The sequence below is a fragment of the Nocardioides sp. genome (assembly GCF_044226765.1).
Taxonomy (GTDB): domain Bacteria; phylum Actinomycetota; class Actinomycetes; order Propionibacteriales; family Nocardioidaceae; genus Nocardioides.
This window is the reverse complement of the sequence record NZ_JBGAGJ010000001.1, coordinates 691,240-711,517: the sequence shown is the minus strand read 5'-3', so window position 1 is coordinate 711,517 and position 20,278 is coordinate 691,240. Positions and strand designations below refer to the sequence as shown.

The window sequence follows — 20,278 nt, the reverse complement described above, 5'->3', positions numbered from 1 at the left end:
ACGCCGCGTCCTGCTCGGAATCGCGCACTAGAGCGGGTGCTGCGCCCGTCGATGCCCACCCGAGGGGCGGCCTTCTTCGGCGGGTATTGTCGTCCAGGGATCGATCCAGACGTCCCGGGAAGCGCCGTCCGATGCCAGACACGGAAGCGAAGCTGATGGATGAGACTGCATGGCTCGTCATCCCCGCGCGAGGCGGATCCGTAGGCGTTCCGCGCAAGAACCTGCGGTTGCTCGGCGGTCGGCCACTGATCACGCACGCCATCGAGTGCGCGTTGGGGGTCACCGAGCCCCGGCACGTCGTGGTCATCACCGACGACCACGAGATCTCGCACGTCGCCGACTCGGCAGGGGCGACCGTGATCTTCGAGGACACCCCCACCCCGGGGCACGAGACGCTCGACACCAAGATCCTGCGCAACCTGCCGAAGCTGCAGGAGATGGGCGCGCGCGACGACGACATCGTCGCGACGATGCAGCCCACCTCACCCATGCTCCGGTCGGGCACCGTCGAGGAGGTGCTGCGCACCCTCCGCGCGGCGCCCCTCGGCTCGGCAATCACCGTCACCGAGGACCGGCACCTTCGGTGGGGAGTGGGCCCGGACGGCTCGCCGACCCCGATGTTCGCCGAGCGCGTGAACCGCCAGCAGCTGCCGCCGACCTACAAGGAGACCGGCGGAGTCGTCGCCGCCCGGCTCGGTCGGATCCTGCAGATCGGCACCCGGATCATCGAGCCCGTGCAGCTCGTGCCGCTCACCGACGCGGAGTCCATCGACATCGACGACTTCGCCGACCTCTACGCGGCGCAGCACCACAAGACCCGGATGCGGATCGCCTTGCGTGCCGATGCCGCCCCTCACCTCGGCATGGGACACGTGTACCGCGCGCTCGCCATCGCTCTGGAGCTGGCCCGCCACGACGTCCGGATCTACCTGTCGGAGGAGCACCGGCTCGGCCAGGAGTTCTTCGCGTCGAAGCCGTTCGACACCCGGACCGTCCGTGACGACGCCGACTTCATCGACCAGCTCGTCGACTTCAATCCGACCCTCGTCCTGCTCGACGTCCTCGACACCTCGATAGACCTGGTCCAGGGGCTGCGCCGGGCCTGCGCCGACGCCAAGATCGTCACGTTCGAGGACCGCGGCCCCGGAGCGGCCGCGGCGGACCTCCACGTGGCCGAGTTCATCTCCAACACGAGCGTGCCGCCCGAGCGGACGATCTCCGGGATCGGGAACTCCCTCATGGCTCCGGTCTTCGAGACGATGACCGAGCCCGCCGAGTTCCACCCCGCCCCGGAGCACGTCCTGGTGCTCTTCGGAGGCACCGACCCGTCCGGCCTCGCGGAGCGAGCCCTGCGCGCCCTCGACCGGGCGTCCTTCACCGGCTCCGTCACCGTGGTCCGCGGACTCGGCGCCTCGCGCATCGACTATCGCAGCGAGCACTACGACCTCGAGATCCTCACCGACGTCCGCTACATGCCGGACGTGATCCAGCGCGCCGACTTCGCCTTCACGTCGGCCGGGCGCACCGTGATCGAGCTGGCAGCCCTGGGAGTGCCCTCGATCTGCATGGCCCAGAACGCGAAGGAGCTGACGCACACCCACGCCACCGAGGAGTCGGGCGTGCAGATGCTTGGCCTGGGATCCAGCACCGACGACAGCGTCATCGACGAAGCCCTCGACCGGATGCTGCGGGACGAGGGCTACCGTCGCAAGCTCCGCGTCAACGCGTTGGCGTCGGTCGCGGGCCGAAGCAACCACCGCACCTTGACCAGGATCCTGAGCAGCGTGGGCCTGGACCGGTTCCCCAACCTCTAGCCCTAACCACTAGCCGAGTCCCGCACCCGTGCGGGTAGCCAACGAATGGTGAGACGAGATGGACGACATGGCACAGCACTTCGGCGGCACCCTGCTCCGGCCCTACATCATCGCCGAGATCGGCATGAACTACGAGGGGTCGATGGCGCGCGCCAAGGCGATGATCGAGGCGGCCGCCCGGGGAGGTGCTCAGGCGGCCAAGTTCCAGAGCTACCAGGCGGACACCCTGGCGAGCCGGACGAGCAGCCCCGCCTACTGGGACCTCGACGCCGAGCCGACCGAGAGCCAGCACCAGCTGTTCTCCAAGTACGACGCGTTCGGCCCTGACGAGTACGCCGAGCTGGCCGCGCACTGTCGCAAGGTCGGCATCGACTTCATGTCCACGCCGTTCGACCTGGCGGCCGTCGACTACCTCGAGCCGTTGGTCCCCATGTTCAAGATCGCGTCGGCCGACATCACAAACGTCCCCCTCATCCGCAAGGTCGCCCGCACCGGCAAGCCGGTGGTCGTGTCGGTGGGCGCCGCGAGTGACGAGGAGATCCACACGGCGGTCGAGCTGCTGGAGGCTGCCGGCGCACAGCAGATCGCCCTCCTCCACTGCGTGCTCAACTACCCGACCTTGCCGGCCAACGCCAACGTCGCCGGCATCCGCCGGCTGACCGACGACTTCCACGGCAGGGCCGTGGTGGGCTACTCGGACCACGTCGCGCCGGACGCCGACGGGCGGATGCCCGCGGTCGAGCTCGCGGCGGCGTTCGGTGCCGTCATCGTCGAGAAGCACTTCACCGACGACCGCAACGCTGCCGGCAACGACCACTACCACGCGATGGACGAGGACGGACTTCGCCACCTGGTGGAGCGACTCCAGGCCATGGCCGAGCTCGCCGGCACCGGCGTCCCCGACCTGGAGGTCCAGCGGTCGGCTATCTCCAACGCCCGGCGCCGCATCTTCACGGCCCGGCCGGTCGCCGCAGGGGCCGTCATCGCTGAGGACGACCTGATCGCCCTCCGTGCCGACACGGGCGTGGCGGTCGCCGCGTGGGACACCGTCGTCGGCGCCCGGCTCACGTCGGCCAAGGAGGTCGGCGAGCCCCTCACCGAGTCCGACCTCGAGACAAACGCCGCCGCGTCCGGCTCGCTCTGACAGAGCCGGCCCGCAGTGCGACCTTGGTCCCCGTCCGGAAAGAGCTGAGCAGTTGACTGACCGACCAGACCCAGTCCGCGTCGGAGTGGTCGTGGGCAAGTGGCACGGGTATGGCGTGGAGACCCTGACCCTGGGGCTCGCTCAGCACACCGATCCGGCCCGCGTGCAGTTCCACTTCGTGCTCGACTCGGATTCCGGCTACTTCCCGCGCGAGGCGCTGGCGGACGCGGGCGCCGAGCTCGTCGTCGTTCCCCCGTACCAGCACCCGATCGCCCACCGGCGGGCACTGGTGGAACAGTTCTCGCAGCTGCGGCTCGACATCGTCCATGCCCACACCACCACGCTGGTCCCGTTCTCGCTGTCCGCCGCAGAGCGCGCGGGGGTGCCCGTCCGCATCGCCCACGCGCACACGATGGCCGGCACCGGGGAGTGGGGCAAGAACCTCATGAAGTACTCGTTGCGCCCCTTCGCGAAGCGATGGGCGACGGACCTCGCCACCAGCTCGTTGTACGCAGGCGACTGGCTCTTCGGCAAGGACACTACGCAGCACCGCGAGGTGTTCTACCTCCCAGTCGCCCGCGACCTGAGTGCCTTCGAGTACGACGCGGTGGTCCGCACGCGCATGCGTCAGGAGCTGGACCTCGAGGACCGGTTCGTCGTCGGCCACCTCGGCCGGTTCGTGGCGCAGAAGAACCACCTCTTCCTGCTGGACTGCTTCAAGGAGGTCCACGCGCGCGAGCCCAGCGCCGTGCTCGTTCTCGCGGGCGAGGGGGAGTTGCACGACGAGGTGGAGCGCGCCGCCGCCCGTCTAGGGGTCGACGGCGCCGTGCGGTTCCTCGGTCATCGTTCGGACGCACCCGCGTTGTACCAGGCATTCGACGTGTTCGTGCTGCCGTCGCTCTACGAAGGCGTTCCTGGCACCGGCGTCGAGGCGCAGGCCGCCGGTCTGCCGTTCGTCTACTCCGACACGGTGACTGCCGAGGCGCTTCTCCTGCCCACCGCCAGGCGTCTGCCGTTGTCGGCCGGGCCGGGGGCATGGGCAGAGCAGGTGCTGAGCTATCGGCAGGGCTCGCGAACCGAGGACGCCATCGCCCAGCTGGACGCGAAGGGATTCGGCATCGTGGGAGCAGCCGAGCGACTGAGCGAGTACTACGAAGGACTGGTCAGGCGCAACGGGGCCGGGTAGGTCGCGCCGCCTCAGGCCTGCGGCGCATCCAGCAGGTGAAGGTTGCGGTAGAGGATGAGCGACTTGCCCACCAGCAGGATGGAACAGCCGATCGAGATGCCCGACAGCACCGCGGTGACCGCACCTAGCTCGGACAGGGCGAAGGCGCTGACGAAGAAGGCAGCGGTGGAGACCGCCGTCACCGTCATGATGTGACGGTCCAGGTGCAGGGCGTACATGCCGTAGTGCGGGATCAGGCTGATGTTGAACAGACCGACCGCGACGAGCACCCAGGGAAGCATCCAGGCCAACGCGAGGTACTCATCCTTGCCGATCGCCAGTAGCACCTGATGGCTCGCCACGGCCAGTCCGGCGGACAGGACGATCAGGGTCGCCAGGGTCTGCCAGGTGAGTGCCCAGAGGCCGCGGTAGAAGGCCGGCCGGTCATGCCGGCTAGCGGAGGCGACCAGGCTGGGATACAGGAACTGATGGATGCCGGAGGCGATCACACTGCTGATCCCCGCTGCCAGTGACATGAAGAGCGTGTAGGCGCCGAGGACCCCGGCACTGCTCCACAGGCTGACCAGCTGACGGTCCGCGGTGAACAGCGCGCGGAGGCACAACGTGCCGATCAGGAAGACGCTGCTGGTCCGGACTCCTGACCGGACCCAGGACCAGTCCACCGTGACGCGAGCGCTGCCCCATGTCGACACGCGACGGATCACGGCGACCGAGAAGACCAGGCTGGCAGCATCGAAGGCGATCCAGGCCAGCAGCACGGTCGCCAACGACCGCGAGCCGGGATCGAGCCAGAGGAGCGGCGCCAGGGCGAGGAGCAACAGCCCCTGACGGATGAACGCAGCCAGCGAGGCCGCCTGCTGGTGACCCATGGCGACCAGGACTCGATCTGCCTCCAGGCAGCTGTGCTCGAGCGGCAGGAGCAGGAGGAACCAGACGTACAGCTGGATCGGCAACCACCCGACGAGGAACATCACGGACACGACGGGAAGGACGACCCCGTAGGTCAGCAGGGAGAAGTTGGCGTGCGACTTCAAGAACATCGGCCACCGTTCGCGGTCGCTCACGATGATCTGGCGGGTCGAGTACGAGTAGAAGTCGAAGCCGACCGCGTAGACGCAGAACGCGATGGTCGCCGCAAGCAGGCCGTACTGCCCGAATGCGTGGACGCTGAGGTATCGCGCGAAGATGTAGATGGCGACGAATCGGGCTCCGATGGTGGCCAACCTGAGGGAGACAGCCACCCCCCGGCTGTCTCTCAGTCGATCGATCACCGCACCGTCATGCTGGTGACGTCCGTCGCTTCATCCCGCGGTCGCAACGCGAGCTGCGACAGGCGATAGGCGTGTGGAGCGAGCGCGAAGGTCGCCCAGAACAGGGCCTTGAACTGGACCGAGTTGACGAGATCGCCCACCAGCAGGGCGAACACGCCGGCGAAGATGACCGCAGCTGCCTTGGTCGACTGCTGTGGACCGCCCAAGGACCGCGCCACATTGACGATGATGAGGACGAAGGCGATGGCTCCCAACAGCCCCATGGTGTAGAGCGTGTCAGCAATCAGGCTGTGCGGGTGAGGGTAGATGTGCCAGTCCCGGCCGATCAGGTTCTTGCCCACTCCGACGCCCGTCAGCGGGGAGCTGATGAAAGCTTCGATGGCGTCGTGCCACAGCACCGTCCTGCCGGTCAGCGTCGCATCCTTGCCGTAGCGGGCGAACAGCTCGGAGGGGATGAAGCTGATGCGGTCGGCGAGCACGATGAGCGTGCCGAGGAAGCACCACATCACGAGCATGATCACGCGCAGACCGGGACGGATCCAGCCGATGGCGCCGAAGAAGAGGACCAGCAGCATGACGATGATCTGCGCCATCCCCGAGAGCGCCTGGACGTAGAAGACCGAGACGGTCGACACCAGGACCGCCGCGACCGAGACCGCCGAGATCAGCCGGCCCCGGTTGATGAGGCTCCACAGCAGCGCGTAGACGCACAGGGGCAACAGGTTGTAGATCATCGCGTTGTCGAAACCCATCAGGTAGGTGTCGCCCACGACCCAGCTCGTGGAGTACATCCCCTCCGGGTAGTACAAGAAGATCGTGAAGAGGTTCGCGGTGAAAGCGAGGAGCAGTCCCCCGGCCGCGCCGCGCAGGAAGTTGAGCGGGTTGCGCGCCACCGCGTAGTCGGTGAGCAGGCAGGCGGCGACGGCGGGTCCAGCCATCTTCGCGAGCAGGAAAAGGTCACCCGCGTGGATCACCGTCGAGAACGCGAGCACCGTGAAGAGGAAGGCGATCGCCTTCGTCACCCGCGACGCCCGGAACGCTCCACGTGCGAGCTGGGCGAGCATGACGACGAGCAGTAGGACGTCGAGGGTGACGAGGAGCGTGTCGAGCCACCCCAGGCCTAGGTAGGTGAGGCTGTCCGGCTTGCAGAGTGCCAGGATCAGCACGCCGAACGTGATGGTCGAACGACTCGACCTGCCCGGCACGTCGTCGGACGAGCGGGACTCCTCCGTCCAACGACCATGGGCGAGCGCGTCGAGCTGGGGAGGGCGGACGCTCGAGAGGGTGGACATCAGAGGAGCTCGTCGAGGTCGACCTTCGGGAAGACCTGCAGGTGCCCTCCCCGGGTGGCGTCGACGACCTCGCAGCCGACGCGGTCGCAACCCTCCTTGGCGGTGCGGTAGGCATCCTCCATGAGCGTGATGTTCGCCAGCGAGTCGGGCCTGTTCGGCGCCGAGTAGAAGTGGTCCTTCCGCTCGCTCTCGGTCGCGATCTCGCCGCCGGCCTGGAGGGTCCGGGCGTACGAGTGGTCGATCCCGATCAGCACCACCTGCTTGAACCCCAGGTAGGCGGCGAACTGGAGGGCGGTGAACGTCACGGTGCCGAACTCGCCGACCCAGGCCGCGCAGTCGTCCGAGAAGCCCCGGTTCCTGACTGACTTCTTGCCGTTGAAGCAGAGCGGCTCGTGGCCGGTCAAGCCCCAGCGACGGCGGAAGTAGGCGCCCACGAACCGGGTGGAGTCGCGGTCCTCGGTGGCGTGCACCGGGAGTCGAGCGTCGTAGACGTCCTGCGCGATGTAGAACTCCGGACGCCACTCGGTGCGGTCGTAGATCTCGAAGATGCGGTTGCAGCCGAAGGTGGCCCGCCCCCGGAGCGCCTCGAGGTCCTCGACCCGGACGCTGGGCCCGTTGCCGACGACGAAGCACTGCTCGCCGGCCCTGCTGGACCGCAGTTGCGCGATGCGCTCGGAGAAGTGGAGCTCGCGATCGGCCCGGCGGTAGTAGCGGCCGTTGGACCAGTCGAGGACCTGCGTCAGCCGCTCGTGGACCGCCGGCCTACTGCTGAGGGCGACTCGCACCCTTTCGTTCAGCACCACAGTCCCCCGGTACGAGTAGCGACGGCCCATGCCTGGACACGTCTCCCAAGACCGACAGCGTACCGCCCGCCTACCCGTCTCACGCAGTCGCCGGGTGCCGGTGAATCCCGCCGACCGGTCCGGTCCCCCGTCGCGTAGGCTCGCGGCGACAGGTCGACTCGGGGCCGGTCACTGGTAGTGCGCCACGACTGCCCGCCATGCCTCTCCCCGTCGGCGGGCCGCTTGCGCCGAATACGCGTACGGTGCCGCCCCGACTAAACTGTTCGGACCGACCAGAGGGGAAAGTCGAGTGGAACTTCGTGACTACCTGCGGGTGCTCCGACGGCGTTGGGTATTCATCCTCGCCGTGACAGCCCTGGTCGTCGGCGCGACGGCGCTGTACACCTTCACCGTCACGCCCCAGTACCAGTCGACTGCCCGGCTGTTTGTGACGACCCGGGCCTCGGACTCGGCCGCCGACCTCAATCAGGGCGGGCTGTTTTCCGCCCAGCGGGTGACCTCCTACGCAGACCTCGTCAAGAGCCGGGAGTTGGCTGCGTCCGTCGCCAAGCGGCTCGACCTCGACATCCCCCCCAGCGAGCTGAGCACCATGGTGACTGCATCGGTGGTGCCTGAGACGGTCAACCTCGAGATCTCCGTCACCGACCCTGACCCCGCCCAGGCGCAGGCGCTCACGCAAGCGTACGCCGAGGGTTTGGTAGATATGGTTCGACAGCTGGAGACGCCGACAGGCGAGTCGACCTCGCCTATCAAGGCGACCATCGTGGACTCCGCCACCCTTCCGCAGGACCCGGTGTCGCCCAAGCCGGTACTCAATCTTACGATCGGCCTCCTGCTCGGCGCGCTCCTCGGATACGGGCTCGCGCTCCTGAGGGAGTTGCTCGACACGTCGGTCAAGTCCGCCGACGATCTGGCTGCCGCCACCAGCGCGCCGGTGCTAGGGGGGATCCCGTTCGACGCAGGGGCAAGGCAGCGACCGCTCGTCACTGCGCTGGAGTCGCACGCACCCCGGGTCGAGGCCTTTCGGGTGCTGCGCACCAACCTCCAGTTCGTCGACGTCGACAGCAACGCCAAGGTGTTCGTCGTGACGTCCGCTCTCCCAGAGGAGGGCAAGACCAGCACGTCCCTGAACCTTGCACTGACCCTGTCTCAGGCGGGCCACCGAACCCTGCTGCTGGAATGCGACCTCCGCCGACCGAAGGCCACGTCGGCGCTCGGTTTAGACAACGCGGTGGGTGTCACAACCGTCCTCCTCGGCCGGGTGACAGCGCAGGATGCGATCCAGCGCCACCCCGACAGCGACCTCGACCTGATGGCCAGCGGTGCGATCCCGCCGAACCCCGCAGAACTGCTGCAGTCGAATGCAATGTCTGACCTGATCAAGCACTTGCGCTCGGAGTACGACATGGTTGTCATCGACGCTCCTCCCCTTCTTCCCGTCACCGACGCGGCACTCATCGCAACGCAGTCGGACGGCGCCCTTCTCGTGGCCCGCTACGGAAAGACCACCCGTGACCAGTTGACCCAGGCCGTCGAACGGCTCCGGTCGGTCGACACCGAGCCGGTCGGCATCGTGCTCAACATGGTGCCGAGCAAGCGGCGCAGCCTGGGCTATGGCTACGGGTATGGCTACGGCTACGGCTACGGCTACGGCTACGGCTATGCCCCGACCAAGGTCACCGAGGAGAAGAGCGGACGACGGAGGTCACGGCTCAGGCGCAAGCACTGACCGAGGACCACGACGAGAGCCCGGGAGAGATTCCGGGCGTGACCGTGAGTTGTGCGTCGCCGACTTGGCCGGCGCCCGACTGCATCTGCCAGGTGAGGTCCACAGTGTCTCCGGGACTCAGCTCGACGGGCACAGTTGCCACAGGCCTGCCATCTTGAGGCACCACGGTGATCCCTTCCATGGGCCTTCCCCTGAGCTGCACGTCGGAGATCGAGCCCCCGACCGGGCCATACAGGCGAACCAGCACCAGCTGGTTGCCGGGCTCCGTCCCGTAGGCGCCGCCGCCGGTAACGTAGCGGGGTAGCCGCGCAGCGTTCGGGGGCGCGGTCGACGAGAGCCGCATCGATCCGCTCAGGGCTTGGACCTCGTCGGTGCAGTAGTTCGCGTCGAGGCGAGCGCCGTAACGCAGGTAGTAGGACATCTTCGAGCCGGTCGCGTCGTTCAGGTACACCCCGACTTGCGGCCCCCGTGACCCGGCGTCGGTCAGGGCCCCGGCGACCGATGTCTCGTCGATGAGTCGCTGCTCGTCGGGGTGGAACGAGTGCACGTAGATGCGGTGCTCACGGGCCGCACGCCCGAGCGCCTGCGCCAAGGCCACGGGACTGTCCGTGCCCCGCGACACCGCGTCAAACACGGCACGCGCGACCTGTCGGAAGTAGGCATCCTGCGCGGCCGGATCGGGGTGTTCGAGGTAGACCTGGTGCAGGAGCAGCTCGACGGCGTTGTCGGCGGTCAGCTCGGTGTCGCCGACGGTGACCGGTCCGGTGGCCCCGAGGAGGTACGACAGCGCGACGGGGTCCAGCGAGACCACGCCGTCGACGGTGCCGCCGTACCGCTCCTCCCAGCGCGCCTGCATGAGCGCCGCCGAACGTCCGAAGTCCGGCGTGAAGTTGGCGTCCGGAAAGTAAGTACCGAGCTGCTCCCCGTAGATCTGGCGCTCCGCCGGCGTGAGCGCGAGCACCGGGCTGGAGCGCTCGCCAAAAGAGCTGGCGGCGACCTGGCGGGTCATCTCGACCTTGCCGTCGTTTGCCGACACCAGGGACACGGCACCCGGCAGCCCGCCCGTGGACCTGATCTCTGCGTTGTTCTGGAATACGAGTAGGTAGTGACGCGGGCCGTCACCACCCAGCATGCTGGGCATGAGGTCCATCGCGGTGGAGGCCCCGGCGAGAACGTCGTGCGCGTCCCGAACCTCACTCTCGAGCTCCCGGTACTTGTCTCGCAGCCGCCCTGTGAACGACCCCGGATCCTGACTCGACAGCCGACGCTCAGCCGACGCGAAGGCAGCATCACCCGACTCGACCGGGGCTCGTAACGCTGATGCTGCCGAGACCGACACAGTGGCGTCTCGGGGCACCAGAGCATCCATCTGCTGGGTGACGTCGAGCAACGGCGCGATGCCGTCCTGGGCCAGGTCGGCGACCACGGACGATGCCACGGCCGCGCCGCGGGCGTCGTCGCCGAAGTACGGCAGGTGCTCGAGGACCTTCCAGGTCAACCCGTCGGTACGACCGGCAGCCGCGGCACTGTGCTCGCGCAGATGCCGGAGCTCCGCCTGCTGTGAGGCCGCGTCCTGCGCCAGCACCGCCGCACGCAGGGCGGTTGCGTCGTCGGCAGCGGCGCTCACGTCACGGCTGACCGACCAGACCTGCCAGCCAATCCAGGCACCGGCAAGGACGACCAACGCGAGCACGACGACCCCGACGAGGCGCGATCGGCGACTCACTTGCATGCTCGAACCTTACGGGCGATCGGCAGACGGACCGAGTTGCGGGCGAGCGCGACCCTGCACCGAGAAGACGACAGTGGGTGCCTGTCGCCTGACAGGCACCCACTGATCGTCCGGTGCTGCGGGGAATCCCGCTCAGCGCACCTTGACGTGAGTCTTGCCCGTGCTCGGCTTCCACTTCGAGCCGTTGCGCGGCATGAACGTCACGAGCACGCCGTACTTGCCCTTCTTCAACGGGCTGAATGTGTAGGTGTGGCCACCGCCGCCGTACTGTCGGCTGAAGGACTTCACCTTGCCACTCTTCTTGTTGACGAAGGTGAAGTTGAGTCGTCCGTGAGGCTTGCCGCTGTTCGAGATGACCCGCACGAACACCTTGGCCTTGTGCCGGAACGGGCCGAGGCCGACAGCGCTGGTGCTGGTCGCGACCGTGCCCGGGTAAGGCGCTGCCGATGCCGTCACCTCGGACGTGGCGACGAGTCCGACTGCCACCATGACGGTAGCGACGAGCCCGATGATGAACTTCTTCACGATGCCTCCCCGAGGGCGTTCGTAGGTCTGAAGCACCTACTTAACCACATCAATCCACTCGTGCACACTTCGATGTCGAGACATGGACTCACGTCATGGCGATTTCACCATGGGACCTGGTCTGTCACCTCGTGGAAACCGAGCTCTGCCCCGGTGGTCGCGGTGCCCGGCGGGTCGCACAGGATCGACACCGGCGCGACTTTCGACGACGACCTGCAGGCGCAAAGCGCCGCCAGCGCAGCGCGTGCGTCATCGGCGGTTCCAGCTCCAGGCAGGGCCAGGACATCGCGGTCTGGCAACGGAGGTACCGGAAGATGGGACACGAGGTGGTGTCGAGGTCTCACGTCGCGTTGCTCATCGGCTCCGAAGAGATCCTCGTGCAGCTTCTCACCTGGCCGGAGCCCGGTGAACTCGATCGACACCGGCGTCCCCGACTGCTGGATGAGCTGCCGGGCGACGTCAACGATCTTGACGGGTTCGCCCATGTCGAGGACGAGCACCTCACCAGGCGCGCCGATGGCCGCCGCTTGGATGACCAGCTGACACGCCTCCTCGATCGTCATGAAGAAGCGCGTCACCTCCGGATCCGTGATGGTGATGGGACCGCCGGCGGCGATCTGGCTGGCGAACGACGCCAGGACCGACCCTCGGCTCCCGAGGACGTTCCCGAACCGCACCGAGAGGTAGGTCCCCGAGGACACCAGAGCACGGTCGGCGGTCATCCGCTCCGCAATCCGCTTCGTCCAGCCCAGCACGCTGGTGGGATCGGCGGCCTTGTCGGTCGAGATGTTGACGAAACGGTCGACGCCAGCCCGCTCGGCGGCATCGAGCAAGACACGCGTGCCCATCACGTTGGTCTTGATCGCCTCGAACGGATACTGCTCCAGCATGGGCAGGTGCTTGAGGGCGGCGGCGTGGAAGACGACCTCGGGGGCTCGCTCCAAGAGGGTCGAACGGACCATCTCCCCGTCCCGGATGTCGCACAGGATGACCTCACTGGAGTCGAGGAGTGCACGACCATGGAGAGAGAGCTGCACAGCGTGCAGCGCTGACTCGTCACGGTCGAGCATCATCAGCTCCGACGGCTGGTACTGCTGGATCTGCCGACACAGCTCGGAACCGATCGAGCCGCCCGCTCCCGTCACGAGGACACGACGACCCGTCAGGTAGCCGGCGATCGCGGCGACATCGGTGTCCAGCTGCTTGCGCCCGAGCACATCGGTGATGGTGACGTCGCGCAGGTCGCGGATCCCCACGTTGTCGTGGAGCAGCTGGGTCGTCGCTGGGAGCACCTTGACCGGCACGTTGGCCACCAACGCCGCGAGCCGGATGCGCTTGATCGTCTCGGCGCTCGCGCTCGGGATGGCGATGACGACGACAGCGGCCCCGGTGTTCTCGACGACGCGTTCCAGGTCCCCAGTCCGGCCCAGGACGGGAACCCCACGGATCCGCAGGTGCCTCTTGTGGGGGTCGTCATCGAGCAACCCGACCGGACGGTAGTGGCTGGCCGGGTCACGCAACATCGATGCCACCAGCTCGCGGGCAGCTTCTCCCGCGCCGACGACCAGGGTCGGCATCGTGTGGTCGCCGGTGCTGGGCCGGGCGTCGCGGTCCTGGAGCATCCGCCAGGTCGCCCGACCCCAGGCTGCGATGACCAGTGTCATGTGCGGGTCGGTCACCGTCATCGGCCGCCCAGCGAGCACCTGCTCGACGAAGAGGGGGATCACGGAGCCTCGCGACATCATCACATTGCCGTACCGGACGCTCGACACCGTCGTTGCCGCGGTGGGGTTGTTGCGGGCGAACGCCTGCACGACCTTCTCCATCATCGCCTTGGAGATCCCCATGGCGTTGACCGGATAGGCCGCCTTGTCGGTGCCCAGACACACCAGCGACTCGACGCCGTTGGCGTTGCAGGCCTCGATCACGTTGGCGCTGCCGAGGACGTTCGTCTTGACGGCCTCGATCGGGAAGAACTCGCAGCTCGGCACCTGCTTGAGCGCGGCGGCGTGGAACGTCGCGGTGACTCCGCGAGTCGCCCGGCCGACGCTGTCGACGTCACGGACGTCGCCGAGGTAGAACCGCAGCCGCGGGTCGTCGATCGCCCGCCGCATGTCGTCCTGCTTCAGCTCGTCGCGGCTGAAGACCCGCACCTCGTCCACGTCCGCGGCAAGGAGCCGTTTGACCACGGTCGATCCGAAAGAGCCGGTGCCACCGGTCACCAGCACGACCGACCCCGGCGAGGCCAGTGTGTGTGTCACGTCTCCCCTGTCGTCGCGAGGCACCCGAGACCGCGACCGAGTCTAGGGTCGACAGCGCCCGCGGCGCTCGACAAAGGTGAACCTGTCCACTGGGATCGAACTGTCCCAGTCAGCAGGAGGACGCGAAGGTCTGTCGACCGGATCCCGGGACGACGCTGGGTGTCATCCGCAGCTGTCCGTCACCCGTCTGCCCCGGTCCGCTGGTGCCGCTCCACGTGAGTGTGAGCTCATCGCGTGAGGTCACCAGCACGTCGATACTGACGACCGGACGTCCGTTCAGCGGCTGGGAGACGGCCCCGGGCAGTGTCTTGCCGTTGAGCCGAACCCGCTCGATGGTGCCGTCGTACGGGCCGTAGATGCGGACCATGACGTACTGGTCGCCTGGCTGGGTGCCGAAGTTGCCGCCTCCGGTCACTGAGGTCGGCAGCCGTGCGGCCTCCGCCGGCGAGATCAGCTGCCTCATGGTCAGGGTGCCCGTCAGGTGCTGGACGTCGCGCTCGCACCTGTCGGAGGTGACGTCTCCCCTGTATCGGAGGTAGTAGGACATCTTCGACCCGGTGAGGTCGTTGAGGCCGACGTCGACGTAGGGCGTCCGGCCGTCGTCGCGCGGCATCGCACCCTCGACCCCGGTCCCGACGAGCGACGCCGACACCTCATCGTCGAACGAGCTGACCAGCAGCCGGCCTTCCTCTGCCGAACGGTTCAGCCCCTGGACGAACCGGACCGGTGACTGCAACGAGCCAGTCACCTTGTCGAAGATCGCCTTCGCCGCCTCCTCGAAGAAGGCGTTCTGGGCGGCTGGACCGGCTTCGATGTACGGCCTGTTCAGCAACTCCTCGACGGCGTTGGCACTGGTCAGTGTCACGTCACCGACTCGGACAGGCCCTGTTCCTTCCAGCAGGTACGACATCGCGACCGGATCGATCGCGACGACACCATCGATCGATGTGCTAGGGAACTGCCGGTCCCAGTGGGCGCGCCACAGCTCCGCCGCACGAGGGAAGTCGAAGGTCCAGCCCGGGTCCTGGAAGTAGAGCCCGAGCTCTTGACCGTAGACCGCCGTCTCCTCGTTGCTGAGTGGCAGCACGGGCGAATCGGCCAGCGGGAAGTCCTTGACCGACCCCTGCTGCTTCATCTCGATCTTGCCGTCGTCAGCGTGAAGCAGGGCCCACGACCCTGGCATCCCTCCGGTGGCCCGGATCTCCGCGTTGTTCTGGAAGATCAGCAGATAGTTCGTCGGACCGTCGGCCCCGGCCATCGTCGGCAGTACCGAGACCGCCTTCGACGCCCCGTCTAGCCCGGTCCGCAGTCCATGCACGAGCTCGACGTAGCGGTCGAACCTCGTGCGGAGTGGGGTGACGTAGCCGCTGCTGTCGTGACCAGCCAGCTGGTCGTCGGCGATCACAAGAGCCCCGTACGCGTCTTCGACAGGCTGCTGGAGTGACGCAACCGTGTCGAGGTCGACTCGACCGTCCGTCACGAGACCATCGAGGGAGTCGACGGTGTTGTTCAACGGGATGACGGCGTCGTGGGCGATCACATGCAGCGATGAGCTCAGCGCCGCTATCCCCTCGACATCGTCACCGACGAACGGAAGGTGGCCGAGTGCGTGCCACCACGGCCCCGAGGTGTGGGCCTGAGCCGCGGCAGCGTCATCCGTCAGCTGAGCAGCGGCCTGCTCCTGCGCGTGGACGTCGCCGCTGCGCCACGCCGCCTTGAGCTTCGTGGCGCTCGCTTCCGCGCCACGAAGCTCGCCCTGCACCTGCCACGTCAGCCATGCGGTGTAGCAGAGGGCAAGACCGACCGCGACGCCGCAGGCCGCCAGTACCGTTCGACGGCGACGCTTGCGGCTCCGATTCCGGCTATGGCTACTACTCAGAGCCACGGTGGAGATCCTGTCGGGAGACAGCGGTGGCTCCGCCGCTTCTGCGACGGACCCACCACACGAGATCTAGCTGGTCAGCGGCGCTTCACGCGGAAGGCGGTCGAGTTGTTCGACGCACCGAAGATGGTCCGAGCCCCCGGCTGGTACTTCGCCAGGACGATGTAGCGGCCGCGCTTCTGGATGCTGCTGGTCTTGAAGCACGTCTGGCCGCCGCGGTAGTTCTTGCTGTCGAAGTACTTGTAGCCGCCGTTGGTGCGCGTCACGGCGATGCTGACGCGACCGGTCGGCGTGCCGTTGCCTGCGGTGATGACACGGACGCAGACCCGCGCCTTCTGGCCCTGCTTGACCGGCGCATTGGTCACGCGCACCTGGGTCGCCGTCTTGACGCACCCGGTGTAGGGGCACACGGCGTTCGCCGACTCAGCCGATACGGCGGCCAGTCCTGCGAACATCAGCAGGCCTGCGATCATGCCGACAATAAGACGCTTCATGTCTCGGGTCCCCATCCACGATCAGGTTCAGTTCCCGAGAAGGAACTCTCACCATAGACGATCAGCCCTCTGAGCGTCACTTCTCACTACGAGAAAGACCGAGCCCGAGCAGACCACCAGCCTCGGCGGGTGTCATCGGGCTCCGCCGGGCCACGTCGGCGGCCCGCACGGCGCGCTCCACGAGCTGGGCGTTGCGCTCGACCGGGACCCCCTTGGCCAGCGTGAGAACGTCCTCCATCCCCACCCGCAGATGGCCGCCCATCGAGAGTGCAGCGAGCATGACCGGCAGGGTGCTGCGGCCGATCCCGGTCGCCGACCAGCTGGTGACCTCGGGCGGGAGCATCGCGACGCCGGCGACGAGTGCCGGCGCGGTGCCCGGCATGCCTCCGGGGACGCCCATCACGAAGTCACAGTGCACGCTGCCGCCGTACGGCAGGCCGTAGGTGTCGAGGAGGCGGCGCAGCGCGTGCACCTGGCCGAGGTCGAAGAGCTCGAACTCCGGGACGACCTGGCGCTCCTGGCTGAGCTGGTAGAGCTCGCAGACGAAGGGCCAGGGGTTGGAGAAGACGTCGTCCCCGAAGTTGGTGGTGCCCATCGTCAGGCTGCAGGAGTCGGGCTGGGCGTCGAGGACCTTGAGCCGGTGCTCCAGCGGGTCGTGGACCGAGCCGCCTGTGGAGAGCTGGACGACCAGGTCGGTGGACTCGCGCAGCGCCTGCACGGTGTCGTGCAGCCTGGTCTGGTCCAGGGTCGGCTGGTGGTCGGCGTCGCGGATGTGGACGTGGATCATCGCCGCGCCCGCGGCCTCGCACTCCTGGGCCGCCTGGACCAGCTCCTCGAGGGTGGTCGGGAGCTGCGGACAGTCCGCCTTGGTGGTCTCGGCGCCCGTGGGCGCGACGGTGATGAGGATCTTGTCGGGTGACGTCGTCGGCACGTGGGCATCGTGCCAGAGGGGGTCGGCTCGGCGTACGGGGGTGGTTTCGAGGCTCCTCGCTGCTCTCGTCGCACCTCAACCACCGTGCGGCTCTCGCTGCGCTCGTCGCACCTCAACCACAGTGCGGGTCTCGATACGCTCGCTGCGCTCGCTACTCGACCAACGAGATGGGCGCTCGCTACTCGACCAACGAGATGGGCGCTCGCTACTCGACCAACGAGGTCTGCGCTCGCTACTCGACCAACGAGGACGTGCTGAGACACTCGTCGGCGTGCGGGCGGTGGTGCAGCGGGTGCTGGAGGCGCGGGTCGAGGTCGACGGGATCGTGGTCGGGGCCATCGAGGGGCCGGGGCTGCTGGTCTACCTCGGCGTCACCCACGGCGACGGACCAGCGGAGGTGGCCTGGATGGCTCGCAAGATCTGGGACCTGCGGATCCTGCGCGAGGAGCGGTCGGCCAGCGACGTCGGGGCGCCGGTGCTGGTGGTCAGCCAGTTCACGCTCTACGGCGACGCCCGCAAGGGCCGGCGGCCCACCTGGGAGGCGGCGGCTCCGGGCCCGGTGAGCGAGCCGGTCTACGAGGCGGTCTGCGCGGAGCTCGAGCGGCTCGGCGCGCAGGTCGGGCGCGGGGTGTTCGGAGCAGACATGAGGGTGACCGCCGTCAACGACGGACCGGTCACCCTCATGCTCGAGCGGTAGTCGCTCAGATCGAGATGCTCACCTCGGCCACGCGGCCCACGGCCGCCTGGACCGGCGTGTCCACCGGGTCGGCCTTGGGGGCCAGGGTCCGCAGCGTCCAGTCGCCGTTGCCGGCGAAGAAGCGGAAGTGTCCGCTCGCCGAGGTCGGGACCTCGGCGGTGAACTCACCGGTGCGGTCGAGCAGCCGGACGTAGGCGTTCCCCACCGGCTGGCCGTCGCGGGTCACCTGACCCTGCACGACGGCCTCCTTCTTGACGTCGATCCCGTCCAGGGACAGGCCGCCCTCGGTCGCGCCGCACATCAGGCCTCTCCCGCCTCGTCACCCAGGACGACCGGGACGCCCACGAGGGAGCCGTACTCGGTCCACGAGCCGTCGTAGTTCTTCACGTTGTCCTGGCCGAGCAGCTCCTTGAGCACGAACCACGTGTGCGAGGAGCGCTCGCCGATGCGGCAGTAGGCGATGGTGTCCTTGTCCCAGTCGACGCCGGCCTCGGTGTAGATCTGGCGCAGCTCGTCGTCGGAGCGGAAGGTGCCGTCGTCGTTGGCCGCCTTGCTCCACGGGACGTTCGCCGCGGTCGGGATGTGGCCCGCGCGCTGCGCCTGCTCCTGCGGGAGGTGGGCCGGGGCGAGCAGCCGGCCGGCGTACTCATCGGGGCTGCGGACGTCGACCAGGTTCTGCGTGCCGATCGCGGCCACGACCTCGTCGCGCCAGGCGCGGATCGAGGAGTCCTGCTCGGTCGCGGTGTACGACGTCTCGGCGCGGGTCGGCAGCTCGTCGGTCAGCTCACGGGAGTCCAGCTCCCACTTCTTGCGGCCGCCGTCGAGGAGCTTGACGTCCTGGTGGCCGTAGAGCTTGAAGTACCAGTAGGCGTAGGCCGCGAACCAGTTGTTGTTGCCGCCGTAGAGCACGACGGTGTCGTCGTTGGCGACGCCGCGGCTCGAGAGCAGCGCCTCGAACTGCTGCTTGTTGACGAAGTCCCGGCGCACCTGGTCCTGGAGGTCGGTCGTCCAGTCCAGCTTGATGGCGCCCTTGATGTGGCCCTTGTCGTAGGCGGAGGTGTCCTCGTCGACCTCGACCAGCACCACCTTCGGGTCGTCCAGGTGCTCTTCCACCCACTGGGCGGTGACGAGCGAGTTCTCGCGGGTCATGTGTCTTCTCTCCTTGATGGTGCACCGGGGAAGCGGTGCGGGGTCTGGGGCTTGCTGTGCGGTTGTGGGGTCTCGATACGCTCGCTGGCGCTCGCTACTCGACCAACGAAGGTGGGTCAGGCGCCGAGGCGCTGGAGGAGCAGGTACATCTCGCAGCCGAGGCAGAAGCGGAAGACGGCGTTGAGCAGGGCGGCCACGAGCGCGAAGCCGGTGGCGACCAGGCCGACCACGTCGAGGCCGAGGGCGAAGCCGGCGACGCCGACCAGCGCGAAGACCAGCCCGACGATCTGGGCGAACCGCGGCGGGGCCGGGTCCTCCAGCTCGTCGGGCGCCGAGAGACGCGGGCGCACCAGGGTGCGGAAGAGCCAGGCGTACGGCGTGTGCTGCACGCCGCGCGTCGCGCCGATCGCGAAGACGACCGCCTGGGCAGCGAGCAGCACCGCCGCTGCCGTGCCCGGCGCGAGGAGGAGCACGGCGAGCAGCACGACGGACGTCAGCGTCGCGGCGAACTGGGGGCCGCGCGGGTCGATGCCGGCCGGGGCAACCGGGGTGGCCTGGCCGGTCGGCGCGACGGCCGGGGTGCGGGGCTGGTCGATCGTGGACATGTCTCTCCTGCGGGTCGAGGGCGAAGGCCGGTCGGGGCAGGTCGTGGCACGCCGAACGGCGCGGACTCCGTCTCGAGGATAGTCGACTATGTCAGTCGAGTTAAGACAGGAGCAGACCTGCGGTCAGCGCAGGCGACACAGCGACGAGCGCACGCGGCAGTGGTCCACTGCGCGGCGGCGGGTCAGCAGGGTCGACGACATGTCGATCACTGTAGGGAGGGTGTGACCGACACTCCCAGCCGCTGTCTCGACTCGTGAGACGGGTTTCCGCGATGTGGACATCACACCTGCCCGAGGGCGGCCAGCACCTGCTCCTTGCGCGGCGCGCCGGTGGCCCGGGTGACCTCGCGACCGAGCCCGTCGAGCACCAGCGTCGTGGGCGTGCGCATGATGCCGAGCTCGCGCACCAGCTCCAGGTGGTGCTCGGCGTCGATCTCGACGTGCACGACTCCGGGGACGACCCCGGCGACGTCCTCCAGCGTGCGGCGGGTGGCGCGGCACGGCGCGCAGAACGCCGAGGAGAACTGAAGCAGGGTCGCGCGCTCGCCAGGGGTGGTGTCGGGCAGGGCGGCGGCGACGCGGGACCAGGTGGTCTCGATACGCTCGCTGGCGCTCGCTACTCGACCAACGAGATCTGAGTCGTCGCTGCTCCCAGCGACCGCGTGGGTGCCGCGGAAGCGGCCGTTGGTCAGGGCGCGGTAGCCGCCGAAGGCGAGCGCGACCACGACCGCGATCAGCGCGACCCAGGCTCCGGTGCTCACGA

Annotated in this window: 18 protein-coding genes; 5 read left to right on the top strand and 13 right to left on the bottom strand. The window is 68.1% G+C overall.

What is annotated here, in order from left to right; translation table 11 throughout:
- The first annotated feature begins 155 nt into the window (after nucleotides 1–155).
- From ACILRH_RS03405 to ACILRH_RS03395, 3 genes are all read left to right on the top strand, one after another.
- A complete protein-coding gene (locus tag ACILRH_RS03405; RefSeq protein ID WP_395690771.1) occupies nucleotides 156–1,814 on the top strand; it encodes a cytidylyltransferase domain-containing protein in 1,659 nt (552 codons plus the stop codon).
- A gap of 67 nt (nucleotides 1,815–1,881) precedes the next feature.
- A complete protein-coding gene (locus tag ACILRH_RS03400; protein WP_395690770.1) occupies nucleotides 1,882–2,958 on the top strand; it encodes an N-acetylneuraminate synthase family protein in 1,077 nt (358 codons plus the stop codon).
- Between the two features lie 115 nt (nucleotides 2,959–3,073).
- On the top strand, nucleotides 3,074–4,144 hold the full coding sequence (locus ACILRH_RS03395; RefSeq protein WP_395690768.1) for a glycosyltransferase: 1,071 nt from the start codon (nucleotides 3,074–3,076) through the stop codon (nucleotides 4,142–4,144).
- Nucleotides 4,145–4,155: 11 nt separating this feature from the next.
- Here ACILRH_RS03395 and ACILRH_RS03390 read toward each other — a convergent pair whose 3' ends face one another.
- From ACILRH_RS03390 to ACILRH_RS03380, 3 genes are read right to left on the bottom strand one after another with little or no spacing between them, the layout of a single operon-like run.
- Nucleotides 4,156–5,385, bottom strand: a complete 1,230-nt coding sequence (locus ACILRH_RS03390; protein WP_395690765.1) for a lipopolysaccharide biosynthesis protein — start codon at nucleotides 5,383–5,385, stop codon at nucleotides 4,156–4,158.
- Nucleotides 5,386–5,411: 26 nt separating this feature from the next.
- Complete coding sequence (locus tag ACILRH_RS03385; RefSeq protein WP_395690764.1) at nucleotides 5,412–6,707, bottom strand: O-antigen ligase family protein; 1,296 nt, start codon at nucleotides 6,705–6,707, stop codon at nucleotides 5,412–5,414.
- A complete protein-coding gene (locus ACILRH_RS03380) occupies nucleotides 6,707–7,492 on the bottom strand; it encodes a 6-hydroxymethylpterin diphosphokinase MptE-like protein (protein WP_395690763.1) in 786 nt (261 codons plus the stop codon). The genes ACILRH_RS03385 and ACILRH_RS03380 overlap by 1 nt, the downstream gene beginning before the upstream one ends.
- A 307-nt stretch (nucleotides 7,493–7,799) precedes the next feature.
- On the opposite strand from ACILRH_RS03380, the gene ACILRH_RS03375 reads away from it, so the two are divergent.
- Nucleotides 7,800–9,239 carry a polysaccharide biosynthesis tyrosine autokinase gene (locus ACILRH_RS03375; RefSeq protein ID WP_395690762.1) on the top strand — a complete coding sequence of 480 codons (1,440 nt, stop codon included), beginning with the start codon at nucleotides 7,800–7,802 and terminating at the stop codon, nucleotides 9,237–9,239.
- On the opposite strand, the gene ACILRH_RS03370 is transcribed toward ACILRH_RS03375, so the two are convergent.
- From ACILRH_RS03370 to ACILRH_RS03345, 6 genes are all read right to left on the bottom strand, one after another.
- Nucleotides 9,223–10,971 carry a DUF4012 domain-containing protein gene (locus ACILRH_RS03370; protein WP_395690760.1) on the bottom strand — a complete coding sequence of 583 codons (1,749 nt, stop codon included), beginning with the start codon at nucleotides 10,969–10,971 and terminating at the stop codon, nucleotides 9,223–9,225. The genes ACILRH_RS03375 and ACILRH_RS03370 overlap by 17 nt on opposite strands.
- 132 nt (nucleotides 10,972–11,103) lie before the next feature.
- Complete coding sequence (locus ACILRH_RS03365; protein ID WP_395690758.1) at nucleotides 11,104–11,496, bottom strand: hypothetical protein; 393 nt, start codon at nucleotides 11,494–11,496, stop codon at nucleotides 11,104–11,106.
- Nucleotides 11,497–11,600: 104 nt separating this feature from the next.
- Nucleotides 11,601–13,781: a polysaccharide biosynthesis protein gene (locus ACILRH_RS03360; protein WP_395690756.1), complete on the bottom strand. Its 2,181-nt coding sequence runs from the start codon at nucleotides 13,779–13,781 to the stop codon at nucleotides 11,601–11,603.
- Nucleotides 13,782–13,866: 85 nt separating this feature from the next.
- Complete coding sequence (locus tag ACILRH_RS03355) at nucleotides 13,867–15,642, bottom strand: DUF4012 domain-containing protein (protein ID WP_395690754.1); 1,776 nt, start codon at nucleotides 15,640–15,642, stop codon at nucleotides 13,867–13,869.
- A 74-nt stretch (nucleotides 15,643–15,716) separates the two neighbouring features.
- Entirely contained in the window at nucleotides 15,717–16,112 is a 396-nt protein-coding gene (locus ACILRH_RS03350; RefSeq protein WP_395690752.1) for a hypothetical protein, read from the bottom strand.
- A gap of 97 nt (nucleotides 16,113–16,209) precedes the next feature.
- Nucleotides 16,210–17,064 (bottom strand): 3-keto-5-aminohexanoate cleavage protein, encoded by an 855-nt coding sequence (locus ACILRH_RS03345; RefSeq protein ID WP_395690750.1) that lies wholly within the window; start codon nucleotides 17,062–17,064, stop codon nucleotides 16,210–16,212.
- Between the two features lie 271 nt (nucleotides 17,065–17,335).
- On the opposite strand from ACILRH_RS03345, the gene dtd reads away from it, so the two are divergent.
- Entirely contained in the window at nucleotides 17,336–17,761 is a 426-nt protein-coding gene (gene dtd / locus ACILRH_RS03340) for a D-aminoacyl-tRNA deacylase (protein WP_395690748.1), read from the top strand.
- 4 nt (nucleotides 17,762–17,765) lie between these two features.
- Here dtd and ACILRH_RS03335 read toward each other — a convergent pair whose 3' ends face one another.
- The 4 genes from ACILRH_RS03335 to ACILRH_RS03320 all read right to left on the bottom strand — a co-directional run bounded on the left by ACILRH_RS03335 (nucleotide 17,766) and on the right by ACILRH_RS03320 (nucleotide 20,276).
- A complete protein-coding gene (locus tag ACILRH_RS03335) occupies nucleotides 17,766–18,062 on the bottom strand; it encodes a DUF1416 domain-containing protein (protein WP_395690747.1) in 297 nt (98 codons plus the stop codon).
- Nucleotides 18,062–18,910 (bottom strand): sulfurtransferase, encoded by an 849-nt coding sequence (locus ACILRH_RS03330; RefSeq protein ID WP_395690745.1) that lies wholly within the window; start codon nucleotides 18,908–18,910, stop codon nucleotides 18,062–18,064. The genes ACILRH_RS03335 and ACILRH_RS03330 overlap by 1 nt, the downstream gene beginning before the upstream one ends.
- Before the next feature lie 116 nt (nucleotides 18,911–19,026).
- Nucleotides 19,027–19,515: a DUF4395 domain-containing protein gene (locus ACILRH_RS03325; protein WP_395690744.1), complete on the bottom strand. Its 489-nt coding sequence runs from the start codon at nucleotides 19,513–19,515 to the stop codon at nucleotides 19,027–19,029.
- Between the two features lie 281 nt (nucleotides 19,516–19,796).
- Nucleotides 19,797–20,276, bottom strand: coding sequence for a thioredoxin family protein (locus ACILRH_RS03320; RefSeq protein WP_395690743.1), 480 nt, complete (start codon nucleotides 20,274–20,276; stop codon nucleotides 19,797–19,799).
- Nucleotides 20,277–20,278 lie beyond the last annotated feature (2 nt).